Here is a 13451-nt window from a genome sequence, read left to right as displayed (position 1 = left end):
CAATTTAGGCTGAGCCGAATCCACGGGGGTGCGGGTGTCCGAGTTGCGGTTCGAGTCCGCCGACGTGGCGGGCCTGCGGTTCGCCGTCTCGCCGGTGTGGGAGACCGTCTCCAGTCTCTGGGTGCTCGACAACCCGGTCCGGCACGCCGTGCACCTGTCCTGGACCGACCGGGCCCGGGTGATCGCCCGCCGCCCCGAGGTCGCCGCCCGGATCCGGCCGCTGCGGGAGTTGGCCCGGCCCCGCCGTTGGCTGCCCGACTTCCTCACCCCGGCGGCGGTCCACCCGGACGTGACCCTGGAGGAGCAGCTCGACCAGATCGGCGCCACCCCGCCCGAGGTCGTGGTGCGGGATCTGTTGTCCACCACCCCGAGGGCTCCGCTGTCGGGGTTCGGGCAGGCCCTGCTGGCCGAGCCGCGTGAGCTGCTGCCGAGCCTCGTCGACGCGCTCCGCGCGTGGCACGACGAGGCGATCATGCCTGACTGGCCGCGCCTGCGGGCGCTGCTCGAGGCCGACGTCGCGCACCGGGCCGTGCAGCTCGCCGAGGGTGGTGCCGGCCGGGTCCTCGACCAGCTCCACCCGAGCCTGCGCTGGCTCGGTGACCGGGTGGTCAGCGACGACCCGTTCGAGCGGGACTTCGACCTGGGTGGGCGCGGACTGACGCTCAACCCCGGGGTCTTCCACGGCGGGCGGGTGCTGTGGAACCTGCTGGAGGAGTCGATGCCCGCCGGGACGTACCCGGTCCGGGCGGTCGGCACGCTCTGGGAGCGGTCACCCGCGCCGCCCGGGGACCCGTTGGCCCGGGTGGTCGGGTCCGGCCGGGCGGCGCTGCTGCACCTGCTCGACTCGCCGGCCACCACCACCGACCTGGCCCGGCGTACCGGCCTGTCCGGCGGGAGCGTCTCCCAGCACCTGGCGGCCCTGCACGCCGCCGGGCTGGTCGTCCGCACCCGGCGTGGTCGCTACGTCTTCTACCGCAACACGGAGGCCGCGACGGTCCTCCTGCGGGCCGCCCGGGGCGAGTGAGTCGGCGCCACCCCGCCGGACCGGTGGTTCCTCAGGAGAGCAGCAGCTCCGGCAGGGGGCGGCGGCGACGCAGGCCGGTCTCCAGGGTCAGCAGGTCGGGCGGGAGGGCGTACGGGTCGCCGAGCCGGCCGACGGCGGCCACCACCGCCGGCCGTACGTCGGCGGGCAGGTCCAGCTCGACGGCGATCCCGTCGCGGTCGAACCGGCTGACCTGGCGGACGTGCAGGCCGAGGGCGGTGGCCTGGACGGTCAGGTGGGCCACCGCCTGGCCCAGGTCGTACGCGGCCCGTTCCGGGTCGTCGCCGCGGTGTGCCCCGAGCAGCAGGGCGGAGGCGTGCCGGGCCCAGCGCTGGTCGTCGTCGGGGAGGGCGACCAGGATCCGCTTCCAGGCCTCGTCCTGCCGGTGCCCGAGGGCGAACCGCCACGGCTGGGCGTTGCCCGCCGAGGGGGCCCAGCGGGCGGCCTCCAGCAGCGAGTCCACCTCCTGGTCGGCCAGCCGGTCCTGGGGGTCGAAGGCCCGTGGGCTCCAGCGGAAGGCGAGCAGTGGGTGGAGGTCCGACATAGGAGAAGCGTCCCGTATGGGCGTTTCGCCACCTCGGTCGGGGTTGGGGAATGTGGGCAACGGCACCCGTAACCCGGCCCTGGTCAGGGCGTTGTCGTCGGCCCCGCGGCCGGCGGTGCCCCGGTCTCCCACGGGCCGCTCGGCACCACCGGCCCGGCCAGGGCGACGGTGGCCGGCCCGGGCGCCGGTGGCCCGGCCAGCCGGAGGGTGCCCAGCGCACTGCGCAGCAGGGTCAGCGTCCCGTCCGGCTCGTAGCAGTAGATGCCCACGTCCAGCGGCGCGTCGAGCGAGGCCGACGTCGTGTCGACGGAGAAGCAGGTCCCGCTCACTCCGGCCGGCGCCTTCGCCGTCGACACGGCCAGCGGGGCCTGCCGGTCGGTGAGCACCTTCGGCCAGTCGGTGAACGGGTGCTGGACGCGCGGGTCGACCGGTGCCGGAACCCGGTCGCCCGGGTCCCCGATCCGGACGCAGCCCGCCCCCTCGGGATGGCCGGCGGAGGGCAGCGCGCACTGGAACAGCCCGTCGGCGGTGGCCGCGACCGAGACGTCGATCGTGCCGCCGCCCGCCCCGCCCGGGACGTCCACCCGCCAGGTCCCGTCGTTCGCGGTGGTCACCGCGATCGTCCGGTCCCCGCCGTCGGCCCCGCTCAGCGTGTACGTCGCGGTGAGGTGCCGGTCCCGGGCCGCCGCGGCGAGCGCGACCAGCCGGTCCCGGGCCGTGTCGATCGACGCGGGGGCCGGCTCCTCGCTCGCCGGTGGTTCGGCGGGAGGGTCTGCGGAACAGGCGGCGAGCAGCGCCGGGAGCAGAAGCGCGAGCGGGGCGGTCAGCCGGCGGGCCGCGCGGAGTTGGGCATGCACGGGGTCATTCTGCGGTGCCGTCGGCGCGCGCGGGGGTGCCCGTTCCGACCGGCGTGTCGCGGCCGTCGCGCGCGGCCGGCGTACCCCCTCGCGGCCCTGGTGGGACGGCCTGGCCGCCGACCCTGGGCGGCCCTGGGCAGGCCGGATGGTGGGATCACCCGACCCGGCGCCGGAGCGGGCCCGATACCCTGGCAGGGTCTGACACGCGCCGCCGGACCGGATCCCGGCGGCGTCGGCACGCTCAGGGACGCCGGGAGGGAGTGCACCGTCGTGGCACTCGTGGTGCAGAAGTACGGCGGGTCCTCCGTCGCCAACGCCGAGCGGATCAAGCGGGTGGCGGAGCGCATCGTCGCCGCCCGCAAGGCCGGCGACGACGTCGTGGTGGTGGTCTCCGCGATGGGCGACACCACCGACGAGCTGCTCGACCTGGCCAACCAGGTGAGCCCGCTGCCGCCGGGCCGCGAGCTGGACATGCTGCTCACCGCCGGGGAGCGGATCTCCATGGCGCTGCTCGCCATGGCCATCCACAACCTGGGGTACGAAGCCCGCTCGTTCACCGGCTCGCAGGCCGGCGTGCTCACCACCTCGGTGCACGGCAAGGCCCGGATCATCGACGTCACCCCGGGGCGGCTCAAGGGCGCGCTCGACGAGGGCTCGGTGGTCATCGTGGCCGGCTTCCAGGGCGTCTCGCAGGACACCAAGGACGTCACCACCCTCGGCCGGGGCGGCTCGGACACCACCGCCGTGGCGCTCGCCGCCGCGTTGGACGCCGACGTCTGCGAGATCTACACCGACGTGGACGGCATCTTCAGCGCCGACCCGCGGATCGTGCCCAACGCCCGGCACATCAAGCAGATCACCTACGAGGAGATGCTGGAGCTGGCCGCCTGCGGGGCCAAGGTGCTGCATCTGCGCAGCGTGGAGTACGCGCGCCGCGCGGGGTTGCCGATCCACGTCCGTTCGTCATACTCGACCAACACCGGCACGATGGTCACCGGATCGATGGAGGACCTCCCCGTGGAACAGGCACTGATCACCGGCGTCGCCCACGACCGCAGCGAAGCGAAGATCACCATCGTCGGGGTGCCGGACGAGCCGGGCGCCGCCGCGAAGATCTTCGACACCGTCGCCGGCGCCGAGATCAACATCGACATGATCGTGCAGAACGTCTCCACCGAGGGGACCGGCCGCACCGACATCTCGTTCACGCTGCCCAAGACCGACGGCGCCACCGGCATGGCCGCGCTCAGCAAGATCCAGGAGTCGGTCAAGTTCAAGGGCCTGCTCTACGACGACCACGTCGGCAAGGTCTCGCTGATCGGCGCCGGCATGCGGTCGCACCCCGGTGTGGCGGCCGGCTTCTTCGCCGCCCTCGGCGCCGCCGGCGTCAACATCGAGATGATCTCCACTTCGGAGATCCGGGTCTCCGTGGTCTGCCGCGACACCGACCTGGACAAGGCGGTCCGCGCCATCCACGACCAGTTCGAGCTGGGCGGCGACAGCGAAGCCGTGGTCTACGCGGGCACCGGGCGGTAGCGGGGATGGCACGGCTGCCCACCCTCGCCGTGGTCGGGGCGACCGGTGCCGTCGGCACGGTGATGTGCCAGATCCTCTCCGCCCGGCGCAACGTCTGGGGCGAGATCCGGCTGCTCGCCTCGGAACGCTCGGTCGGGCGCAAGGTGCTCTGCCGGGGCGAGGAGCTGACCGTCCAGGCGCTCACCGCCGAGGCGTTCGACGGCGTCGACGTCGCGATGTTCGACGTGCCCGACGCGGTCTCCGCCGAGTGGGCGCCGATCGCGGTGAGCCGGGGCGCGGTGGCGGTGGACAACTCCGGGGCGTTCCGGATGGACCGCGACGTGCCGCTGGTGGTTCCCGAGATCAACCCGGAGCAGGTGCGCAACCGGCCCCGGGGGATCGTCGCCAACGCCAACTGCACCACCCTGGCGATGATCGTCGCGATCGCGCCCCTGCACCGCGAGTACGGCCTGCGCGAGCTGGTCCTCGCCTCGTACCAGGCGGTCTCGGGGGCGGGTCAGGCCGGCGTGGACACCCTGCACGCCCAGCTCGGCAAGATCGCCGGGGATCGGGCGCTCGGCTCCCGCCCGGGTGACGTGCGGCAGGCGGTCGGCGACGAGCTCGGCCCGTTCCCGGCCCCGCTGGCGCTCAACGTGGTGCCCTGGGCCGGGTCGCTGGCCGACGGCGGGTGGTCCTCCGAGGAGCTGAAGATGCGCAACGAGTCGCGCAAGATCCTCGGCCTGCCCGACCTCAAGGTCTCCGCCACCTGCGTACGGGTGCCGGTGGTGACCGGCCACTCGGTGGCCGTGCACGCCGTCTTCGGCACCGAGGTCGACGCTGAGGGGGCCCGCGAGGCGCTGCGCAACGCCCCCGGCGTGATCCTGGTCGACGACCCGGCGTCCGGCGAGTTCCCGATGCCGATCGACGCGGTCGGCACCGACCCCTCCTGGGTCGGCCGGATCCGCCGCGCCGTCGACGATCCGCGCGCCCTGGACCTCTTCGTGACGGGTGACAACCTGCGCAAGGGGGCCGCCCTGAACACCGCCCAGATCGCCGAACTCCTCGCCAGGGAACTCACCCGCTCCTGACCGGCCCCGCCGCTGGGATCGCGGGCAGCGGCACGACCCCCGCCGGACATATGGTGGCCGGGTGCCGACGCTGAGACTCGTACCGATGACGGACCAGCAGTACGCGCGCTACCGCGAGAGCGCGGAGGCCGACTACGCGCAGAACATCGCCGCTGCCGGCGTGATGCCGCTGCCCGAGGCGCGGGAGAAGGCCCGTGAGGACTACCGGCAGCTGCTCCCGGACGGGCTGGCCAGCGCCGGTCACCACCTCTGGACGGCGTACGACGCCGACGACGAGGTCGGCATGGTCTGGCTGCACCTCGACGAGAAGTCGGACGGCACGCACGCCTTCGGCTACGACTTCGAGGTGCGCCCCGACCTGCGGCGGAAGGGATACGGCCGGATGATCATGCAGGCGGTCGAGCGGATCTGCCGCGAACGCGGGGTCAGATCGATCGGGCTGAGCGTCTTCGGCAACAACCTCGGCGCGCGGGCGCTCTACGAGGAGATGGGCTTCGAGGTGACCCGGGTCCAGATGCGCAAGCTGCTGTAGGGGGTCAGGCGGCGGCCAGGCGCACGCCGTCGCGGCCCTGCCGCTTCACCGCGTAGAGGGCCTGGTCGGCGCGGGTGAGGGCACGATCCGGGGCCTCACCGGGCTGGGCCAGGGCCACGCCGACACTGATCGTCCGGCCGATGCCGCGGGCGGCCTCGGTGAGGCGCTCGGCGATCCGGACCGCCTCGTCGGGGCGGCTCACCTCGATCACCGCGACGAACTCGTCGCCGCCGATCCGGTACAGCTCGTCGCCCTGGCGCAGCGCCCCCTCCAGAGCCCGGGCCAGCCCGACCAGCAGCCGGTCACCGGCCTGGTGGCCGTACGTGTCGTTGACGTCCTTGAAGCCGTCCACGTCGATGGCGAGCAGGGCGGTACGCCCCGGCGTGGCCGCCGCGATCCGCTGGCCGAACGGGCCGGTGTGCCGCAGCCCGGTCAGCGGGTCGGAGCTGGCCTGCTCGCGGAGCCGGGCAAGCGTACGCAGCCGGTCCAGGCAGGTCCACGCCTGCCCGGCGAGCAGCTCCATCAGGTTGACCGTGGTCGGGTCGGGGCGCAGCAGCCGCTCGTCGGCGACCAGCAGCACCCCACCGGCGTCGGGCGTGCCGACCGGCACCGCCATCAGGGTGCGTACGCCGGCCCGGCTGAGCGGCTCGTACTCCCCGGTGGGGCGGTGGCCGGACTCGCCGAGGGTGTAGCCGGAGCCGTGCCGGTGGGCTCGGGCGATCATCCCGCCCAGCGCGTCCGGCCCGGCCTCGGTCAGCTCGGCCCGGACCCGGCTCTCCAGCTCGCCCGGCGCGTCGGTCGGCCCGCTCACCCGGGGCCCGTTCCGGCCGGCGAGGACCAGCACGGCGGCGGAGAGGCCGGAGACGTCCCGGGCCGCGCCGATCGCCTCGGTCAGCAGTTGCCACTGGTCGGGGGCGGCGGTCAGGGCGGCGGCGTGCCGGAGCAGCTTCTCGCTGCGGCTCTCCGGCGGTGTGCCGCCGAGCGCCACGATCCGGGCGCCCAGCCGGTCGGCCAGCCGCTCGGCGGTCTCCCGCCAGCGGTCCAGCTCCGCCCCGCCGCTCCACTGCAGGTCGAGCACGCCGATCGCCCGGCCCGCCGGGTCCCGCACCGGTACGCACAGCTCGGCGGTGACGTCGGGGCGTACCGGGAGGTAGTCGGGGTCGGCGGTGACGTCGGCGACGGTGGCCCCCTGGTTGGAGCGGTAGACCCGCCCGACGATGCCGTCACCCGGTGCCACGGTGGAGAAGACCTGCCAGGAGCCGGTCGCGGCGACGCAGCGCAGCCGACCGTGGACGCGCAGCAGGACGGAGACGGTGGCCGGGGTGTAGCGGGCCAGCGCGGTGACGGTCCACTGGCACGCCTCGACGGCGGTCGACGCCATCGGCAGGCGGACCGTGACGTCTCGGATGACTCGCTCGTGATCCACGTCGTTCCTGGTGGGAGGGCCCGGGCCGGTGCCGGGTGGCGAGATCAAGCGTACTCAGCGAGGGGCACCTCCGCCCACCGTCAAGATCGTCACGGCGCCTTCGTACACATGTTCCATCCACAGGCTGTGGACACGGCCTGTGGGGTCCCGCAGGCCGATGCCGGGCGGTAGCGTGTGGGTGACCCGACCGCGGGAGGTCCCGGTGCTCATCGCCCAGCTCAGCGACCCGCACGTGACCACCGGCCCGCTGGCCGCCGAGCCGGCCGCCGGGCTGCACCGCGCGCTGGGCCGGGTGCTGGCCCAACGTCCGCGACCGGACTGCGTCGTCGTCACCGGCGACCTGGTCGGCAGCGGCCGACCCGACGAGTACGCGGCCCTGCGCGAGATCATCCGAAGGTTCCCGCTGCCGGTGCACCTGGTCCCCGGCAACCACGACGACCGCGAGTCGCTGCTCGACGCGTTCGGCGGCACCCCGTGGCTCGGCGGCGGCTTCTCCGCCTACTACCACGTCGACCATCCCGAGGCGACCGTCGTGGTGCTGGACTCGCTGGCCCCCGGCGGGGACGGCGGCGGGCGGCTCGGCGACGAGCAGCTGGGCTGGCTGGACGGGGTGCTGGCCGGTCGCCCCGACGTCCCCGCGCTGGTCTGCCTGCACCACCCGCCGGTCCCCGTCGGCATCCCGGCCGCCGACGCGATCGGGCTCGCCGACGGCGACGCGCTGGCCGAGGTGGTCGCCCGCCACCCGCACGTGGTCCGGATCGCCGCCGGCCACCTGCACCGGACGGTCACGGCCGGCTTCGCCGGCACCGTGCTGACCGTCGCGCCGAGCACCTGGAAGCAGGGGGCGCTGGCGTTCGGCGCCGACGAGCAGGCCGGCTGGGTCGCCGAGCCGAGCGGGTTCCTGCTGCACCGGATCGCCGACGGCGGCTGCGTCACCCACCTGGTGCAGGTCAGTCACGCCGCCGGGCTCACCGTCGGCTGGTGAGCGCCGGCATGCCGCCGCTCTGGTACGTCGCGTACGGCTCCAACATGTCCGCCGCCCGGCTGGGCTGCTACCTGACCGGTGGACGGCCGATGGGCGGGCTGCGGTCGTACCCCGGTTGCCGGGACGGCCGGCCACCGCGCCGCTCGGCGGCGGTGCTGGTCCCCGGCGGGGTCTACTTCGCCGGGGAGTCACGGGCCTGGACCGGCGGGATGGCCTTCTACGACCCGGAGCTGCCCGGCACCGCGGCGGCCCGGGCCTGGCTGCTCACCTCGGAGCAGTTCGCCGACCTCGCGGCGCAGGAGATGTACCGCTCGCCCGGGGCTGACCTGGCGGGCGTCGCCACGGCGGTCGCCACCGGGCGGGCCACCCTCGGCCCCGGCCGGTACGAGACGCTGCTGCGGGTCGGCACCCGCGACGGCCTGCCGATGCTCACCTTCACCGCGCCGCACCACGCCGGCGACGTCGAGTGGAACGCGCCCGCGCCGGCCTACCTCGGGATGCTCGCCGCCGGGCTGCGCGAGGCGCACGGCTGGCCGGTGGAGCGCATCGTCGACCACCTGTCCGGGCTGCGCGGGGTGGCCGGCCGGTGGGAGCGGACGGCGGTCGCCGATCTGGTGGCGACGTGCTGACGCGCGGAAAGGGGGGCGGCCCTTCCGGACCGCCCCCACGCTTTCCCGCTCAGGCGCTTACAGGGCGCCGAGGATCCGGTTGAGCAGGGCGACGACGCCGTTGAGGACGCCGCTCAGGCCGCCAGGGCCGTCGAGCAGGCCGGCGACCGCGCACAGCAGGTTGCCGAGCAGGTTGCCGGCACCCTGCACCGCGGTGATGTCCAGGTTGATCTCGTTGAGCTGCACCCGCAGGCCGAGCAGGTTCAGGTCCAGCGGCCCGAGGTCCAGGTTGAGGATGTCGCAGGTGCCGGCGATGTTCGCCACGGGCACGGTGATCAGCTCCGTCACCGTGCCGAGCGAGGTCCCGGCCGAGTTGGTCAGGGTGCCGGTAAGCGTGCCGACGGCGGCCAGCTGACCGTTCTGGCTGACGAACCGGGTCGGCGTGAAGGTGCCGGCGAAGGTGCCGACGCCGCCGAGGGTGTCGGTGAAGCTACCGGTGACCGGCGTGCTGACCGCGGACGCGGACGGTGCCGCAGCGGGAGCTGCGGCCTTGCTCTGGCTGACCGGAGCGGCCTGGGCCGCTCCGGTGCTGCCGAGGAACAGGGCCGCGCCGGTGCTCAGGGCGACGAGAGTGGTGCCGAAGCGAGTTGCTCGCATGAATTTCTCCTTCTCTCGGTTGACCGTGCCTGCTTTCGATACCCCTGCCCGTCGCCACAAACCCAGAAAATCCGTTCACATTGGAGCGAGTGCCGCGACCATGGGCCCGACCAGGGAAGTCGAGCCGCCGGTCGGGCCCCTTCCCGGCCCCGCGACATCGTCGGCCGTCCGGCCAACGTCGCCTCATCCGTCCAGTTCTATCCGGGCTGCGCCCGGTCCGACCCGGAATTCACCTGCCCGTCATGTCGGAAACGTCGGGAGGATCGGTACCCGTTCCCCGACGCTGGTGTGCTTCCCCCGGTCGACCGATCGCGGAACGGATGAGACGCTGTCTCGGGCAGCGTCGTGACCTCACCGCTGCCAGCCCGTGATCGACCCCCGTCACCGGCGTCGCCATTCGCCCGGCGCGACACACAGAGCGCCCCGGGCGGTGCGCCGAATCTCACGAGGAGTTCCATGTCCATCCCCGGGATGCGTCGGGCCGCGTACGGCCTGACCGCGCTCGCCGTGACCGCGCTCGGCTCGGTCGCCGTCGCCCCCGACCAGGCGGACGCCCGGCCCAAGCCGGTCGACGTCAAGCTGCTCGCCATCAACGACTTCCACGGCAACCTCGAGCCGCCGTCCGGCTCCAGCGGCTCCATCAACGGCGTTCCCGCCGGTGGTGTCGAGTACCTGGCCACCGAGCTCAAGAAGCTGCGCGGTGAGTCCAAGAAGGAGCAGAAGCACACCATCACGGTCGCCGCCGGTGACCTGATCGGCGCCTCCCCGCTGCTCTCCGCCGCCTTCCACGACGAGCCCACCATCGAGGCGCTCAACCTGGCCGGCCTCGACGTCGCCAGCGTCGGCAACCACGAGTTCGACGAGGGCGCCAACGAACTGCTCCGCATCCAGAACGGCGGCTGCCACCCGGTCGACGGCTGCGCCGACGGCACCCCGTACCTGGGCGCGAACTTCCAGTACCTCTCCGCGAACGCGTTCAAGACCGCGACCGGCCAGCCGCTGCTGCCGCCGTACTCGATCAAGAAGGTCGACGGGGTCAAGGTCGGCTTCATCGGGATGACCCTGGAGGGCACCCCGGACATCGTCAGCCAGGACGGCGTCGCCGGCCTGAGCTTCGCCGACGAGGCCGAGACCGCCAACAAGTACGCCCGCATCCTGCGCGCCAAGGGCGTGCAGAGCATCGTCGTGCTGCTGCACGAGGGCGGCGTCCAGGGCACCGGCTCGGACATCAACGGCTGCGCCAACTTCACCGGCCCGATCGTCGACATCGTCAACCGGATGGATCCGTCGATCGACGCCGTCGTCAGCGGGCACACCCACCAGGCGTACAACTGCGAGATCAACGGCAAGTTGGTCACCAGCGCCAGCTCCTTCGGTCGCCTGGTCACCGACATCGACCTGAAGATCGACCGGAAGACCGGCGACGTGCTCACCGCCACGGCGAACAACGTCGTCGTCACCCGGGACCAGGCCAAGGACCCGGCGCAGACCGACCTGATCAACCGCTACAAGACGGCCCTCGGTCCGGTCGCCACCAAGGTGGTCGGCTCGACCAGCGCCGCGATCCCGCGGGCCCAGGAGGTGCTCACCGGCACCTGCCCGGCCGACGCACCCGCCTGCATCCTCGGTGAGTCCCCGCTGGGCAACCTGATCGCCGACGCGCAGCTCGCCGCCACCGACAACGAGCAGGGCGCGGTCGCCGCGTTCATGAACCCCGGTGGTGTCCGCGCCGACCTGGACGCCGGCCCGGTCACCTACGAGGAGGCGTTCACCGTCCAGCCGTTCACCAACAACCTGGTGACGCTGGACCTGACCGGTGCGCAGCTCTACTGCATGCTGGAGCAGCAGTTCGGCACCAAGGGCAAGACGCTGCAGCCGTCCTCGACGGTCAACTACGTCTTCGACCCGGCCGGCACCAGCGCGCCGACCGACAACCCGTGCGCCGGCACCCGCGTCGTCCGGGGCAGCCTCACCATCGGCGGCACCCCGGTCGACACCGGCGCCACCTACCGGATCACCGTGAACAACTTCCTCGCCGGCGGCGGTGACGGGTTCAGCGTCCTCAAGGGCGGCACGAACCTGGTCACCGGCCCGGTCGACCTGGACGCCTTCATCGCCTACCTGGGCGAGAAGTCGCCGGTCTCGGCTCCGACCGACAACCGGATCCGGACCACGGCCGAGGTCCCGGCCGCCTGATCCACCGCACCACGCGTACGGGCCCCGGAGCAGCCGCTCCGGGGCCCGTACTCGTTCTCATCCGTTCGCCGGGTGGGGCATACCGGGCCTTCACGGGGCCGGGTAGGCGCAGAATGCGGCAGGTCGGCCGGAGCGGCCCGGTCAGGCGGGGACCGGCTCCTCGGCGCGGGCCACGGGCCGGCCGTCCTGCTCCGGGGAGAGCATCGGTCGCAGCGACAGCGCCAACAGCGAGGCGAGCAGGCAGCCGGTGACCACCACGGCCACCCAGATCCGCCCGTCCGCCGCGCCGATCAGCGGCCCGGCGGTCACCGGACCGATCACCCCGCTCACTCCGAAGATCATCGAGCTCATCGCGTTGTACCGGCCGCGCAGCTCGTCGGTGGCGAGCGCGTTGGTCAGCGCCGGCATCACCGGTGACAGCAGGGTCTCGCCGAAGCCGAAGATCGCCGCACAGGCCACCACCCCGCCCGCCGCCAGCAGCGCGTTGCCCGGACCGACCAGGCCGGCGGCGCCGAGGGCCAGCCAGGCGAGCGCGAAGAACGCCCCCACCACGGCCAGCGCCCGGGTCCGGCTGCGCCCCTCGATGTGCCGGAGGACCAGCAGTTGGGCCAGCACGATGATCACCGTGTTGCCGGCCAGCGCCCAGGCCACCACCCGCGGGCTCACCTCGGCGACCCGGACGGCGTACGCGGTGAAGCCCACCTCGACCTGCGCGTACCCGCAGGTGGTGAGGACCAGGCCGAAGACGACCAGCCGGCGGAACGGTCGGTCCCGCAGCACGGTGAGGTAGCCGCCCCGCGGCCCGGTCGGGTCGGCGATGGTGGCGGCGGCCAGCCGGTGCCCCACCGCGGGCAGGCTGAGCAGGATCAGCGCCGGCACCAGGTAGCTCGCCGCGTCGAGCAGGTAGATCAGCTGGAAGGTGGCCGGCCGGGCGGTGTCCACGATCGCCCCGGAGGTCAACCCGCCCACGCCGATGCCGAGGTTGAGCAGGGCGAAGTTCAAGCCGTACACCCGTTGCCGCTCGTCGGCGTCGGTGAGCGACGCCAGGATGGTGTTCTGGCCCGCCCAGATCGCCGAGCTGCCCACCGCGATCACCGTGGCCACCACGAACGCCGACGCCGTCGAGTCGACCAACGCCAGCCCGCCGGTGCCCGCCGCCTCGATCAGCAGACAGGGCAGCACCACCCGGCGAGCGCCGAACCGGTCGATCAGCGTGCCGCCCAGCGGGGACAGCAGCAGGGTCACCGCTCCGTACCAGCCGATCACCAGGCCGGCGCGCGGGTCGGAGAGCCCGCGCACGTCGGTCAGGTAGATGAACAGGAACGGCAGGGTCAGCCCCCGACCGATCGCCGACAGGAGGGTGCCCACCAGCATCCGGCGGGCTTCCGGGCGGCGAGGGAGGGAGCGGCGCAGCATGGCAGGGATTCTCTTCGTAAGGTGCGACAACCCGCGACCGGATTACCGCCGGACCGGGTGGCCGCCGAGGCTGTCGGAGGGTTCTGTAATGCTCGACCGGTGAGCGTGACCTGGCGACACCTGCCCGCACCTGCCCGCGAGATCGCGTCCACGGCGCAGGAAGCGGTGGCGGCGGCGCAGGCCCGGGACGCCGAGGCCTACGAGCCGGCGGTGGCCCGGCTGGCCGCGGCCGACCGGTCCGGGCTGGTCCTCGGCGCCGTGGTGCGGCTGCTGCTGGAGGAGACCAACCCGGACGGCCTGGACGGCGACGACGTCCGGCGGGTGCTGGCAGGCTGCGTCCGCTCCGCCGGGCAGTGGTGGCCCGAGGTCGACCCGCACGTGCTGCTGGTGCTGCTCGCCTCCGCCCTGGGCGTCTACGAGCCAGCCGACGACGAGGCGGCGCCCGGGCCGGCCGCCGTCGCCGGGCACGGACCACTGCTCGTGGCCGACCTGCTCGCCCTGACCCGCCGGCCGCTCGCCGGCTATCTGGAGGCGGCCTTCGCTGAGGTCGCCCGCACCGAGCTGCACGACTGAGCCCGGCCGGCG

At 73.7% G+C, this 13451-nt stretch carries 13 protein-coding genes; 8 read left to right on the top strand and 5 right to left on the bottom strand.

Going from position 1 to position 13451, the window contains the following annotated elements:
• Positions 1-34: 34 nt before the first annotated feature.
• Positions 35-1024, top strand: coding sequence for an ArsR/SmtB family transcription factor (locus GA0074704_RS01655; protein ID WP_157743572.1), 990 nt, complete (start codon positions 35-37; stop codon positions 1022-1024).
• Positions 1025-1055: 31 nt separating this feature from the next.
• On the opposite strand, the gene GA0074704_RS01650 is transcribed toward GA0074704_RS01655, so the two are convergent.
• On the bottom strand, positions 1056-1586 hold the full coding sequence (locus tag GA0074704_RS01650) for a nitroreductase family protein (RefSeq protein WP_088968854.1): 531 nt from the start codon (positions 1584-1586) through the stop codon (positions 1056-1058).
• Between the two features lie 83 nt (positions 1587-1669).
• Entirely contained in the window at positions 1670-2443 is a 774-nt protein-coding gene (locus GA0074704_RS01645; RefSeq protein ID WP_231926726.1) for a hypothetical protein, read from the bottom strand.
• A gap of 270 nt (positions 2444-2713) precedes the next feature.
• Here GA0074704_RS01645 and GA0074704_RS01640 point away from each other — a divergent pair, with 270 nt between their 5' ends.
• The 3 genes from GA0074704_RS01640 to GA0074704_RS01630 all read left to right on the top strand — a co-directional run bounded on the left by GA0074704_RS01640 (position 2714) and on the right by GA0074704_RS01630 (position 5578).
• Complete coding sequence (locus GA0074704_RS01640) at positions 2714-3979, top strand: aspartate kinase (protein WP_088968853.1); 1266 nt, start codon at positions 2714-2716, stop codon at positions 3977-3979.
• A 5-nt stretch (positions 3980-3984) separates the two neighbouring features.
• Complete coding sequence (locus tag GA0074704_RS01635) at positions 3985-5046, top strand: aspartate-semialdehyde dehydrogenase (protein WP_088968852.1); 1062 nt, start codon at positions 3985-3987, stop codon at positions 5044-5046.
• 61 nt (positions 5047-5107) lie between these two features.
• The gene (locus GA0074704_RS01630; protein WP_269458911.1) at positions 5108-5578 is read left to right on the top strand and encodes a GNAT family N-acetyltransferase; all 471 of its coding nucleotides are present in this window, start codon (positions 5108-5110) and stop codon (positions 5576-5578) included.
• A gap of 4 nt (positions 5579-5582) precedes the next feature.
• On the opposite strand, the gene GA0074704_RS01625 is transcribed toward GA0074704_RS01630, so the two are convergent.
• Entirely contained in the window at positions 5583-7004 is a 1422-nt protein-coding gene (locus GA0074704_RS01625) for a GGDEF domain-containing protein (RefSeq protein WP_088968850.1), read from the bottom strand.
• A 202-nt stretch (positions 7005-7206) separates the two neighbouring features.
• Between GA0074704_RS01625 and GA0074704_RS01620 the strand changes: the two genes are divergently transcribed.
• A complete protein-coding gene (locus GA0074704_RS01620) occupies positions 7207-7989 on the top strand; it encodes a phosphodiesterase (protein ID WP_088973378.1) in 783 nt (260 codons plus the stop codon).
• Entirely contained in the window at positions 7986-8618 is a 633-nt protein-coding gene (locus tag GA0074704_RS01615; protein WP_231926724.1) for a histone deacetylase, read from the top strand. The genes GA0074704_RS01620 and GA0074704_RS01615 overlap by 4 nt, the downstream gene beginning before the upstream one ends.
• A 57-nt stretch (positions 8619-8675) precedes the next feature.
• On the opposite strand, the gene GA0074704_RS01610 is transcribed toward GA0074704_RS01615, so the two are convergent.
• Positions 8676-9254 (bottom strand): hypothetical protein, encoded by a 579-nt coding sequence (locus GA0074704_RS01610; protein ID WP_088968849.1) that lies wholly within the window; start codon positions 9252-9254, stop codon positions 8676-8678.
• A 456-nt stretch (positions 9255-9710) separates the two neighbouring features.
• Between GA0074704_RS01610 and GA0074704_RS01605 the strand changes: the two genes are divergently transcribed.
• A complete protein-coding gene (locus GA0074704_RS01605) occupies positions 9711-11450 on the top strand; it encodes a bifunctional metallophosphatase/5'-nucleotidase (RefSeq protein WP_088968848.1) in 1740 nt (579 codons plus the stop codon).
• A 141-nt stretch (positions 11451-11591) separates the two neighbouring features.
• Here GA0074704_RS01605 and GA0074704_RS01600 read toward each other — a convergent pair whose 3' ends face one another.
• On the bottom strand, positions 11592-12866 hold the full coding sequence (locus tag GA0074704_RS01600) for an MFS transporter (RefSeq protein ID WP_088968847.1): 1275 nt from the start codon (positions 12864-12866) through the stop codon (positions 11592-11594).
• A gap of 99 nt (positions 12867-12965) precedes the next feature.
• Here GA0074704_RS01600 and GA0074704_RS01595 point away from each other — a divergent pair, with 99 nt between their 5' ends.
• A complete protein-coding gene (locus GA0074704_RS01595; protein ID WP_172880341.1) occupies positions 12966-13439 on the top strand; it encodes a hypothetical protein in 474 nt (157 codons plus the stop codon).
• Positions 13440-13451 lie beyond the last annotated feature (12 nt).

The organism is Micromonospora siamensis (assembly GCF_900090305.1).
In the GTDB taxonomy this organism is placed as follows: Bacteria; Actinomycetota; Actinomycetes; order Mycobacteriales; family Micromonosporaceae; genus Micromonospora; species Micromonospora siamensis.
This window is presented reverse-complemented; position numbering and strand designations above follow the sequence as displayed.

Bases quoted from the DNA above. Each gene is read 5' to 3' on its own strand.
- GA0074704_RS01650 (WP_088968854.1), bottom strand. From the start codon at position 1,586: ATGTCGGACCTCCACCCACTGCTCGCCTTCCGCTGGAGCCCACGGGCC.
- GA0074704_RS01635 (WP_088968852.1), top strand. From the start codon at position 3,985: ATGGCACGGCTGCCCACCCTCGCCGTGGTCGGGGCGACCGGTGCCGTC.
- GA0074704_RS01610 (WP_088968849.1), bottom strand. From the start codon at position 9,254: ATGCGAGCAACTCGCTTCGGCACCACTCTCGTCGCCCTGAGCACCGGC.
- GA0074704_RS01605 (WP_088968848.1), top strand. From the start codon at position 9,711: ATGTCCATCCCCGGGATGCGTCGGGCCGCGTACGGCCTGACCGCGCTC.
- GA0074704_RS01600 (WP_088968847.1), bottom strand. From the start codon at position 12,866: ATGCTGCGCCGCTCCCTCCCTCGCCGCCCGGAAGCCCGCCGGATGCTG.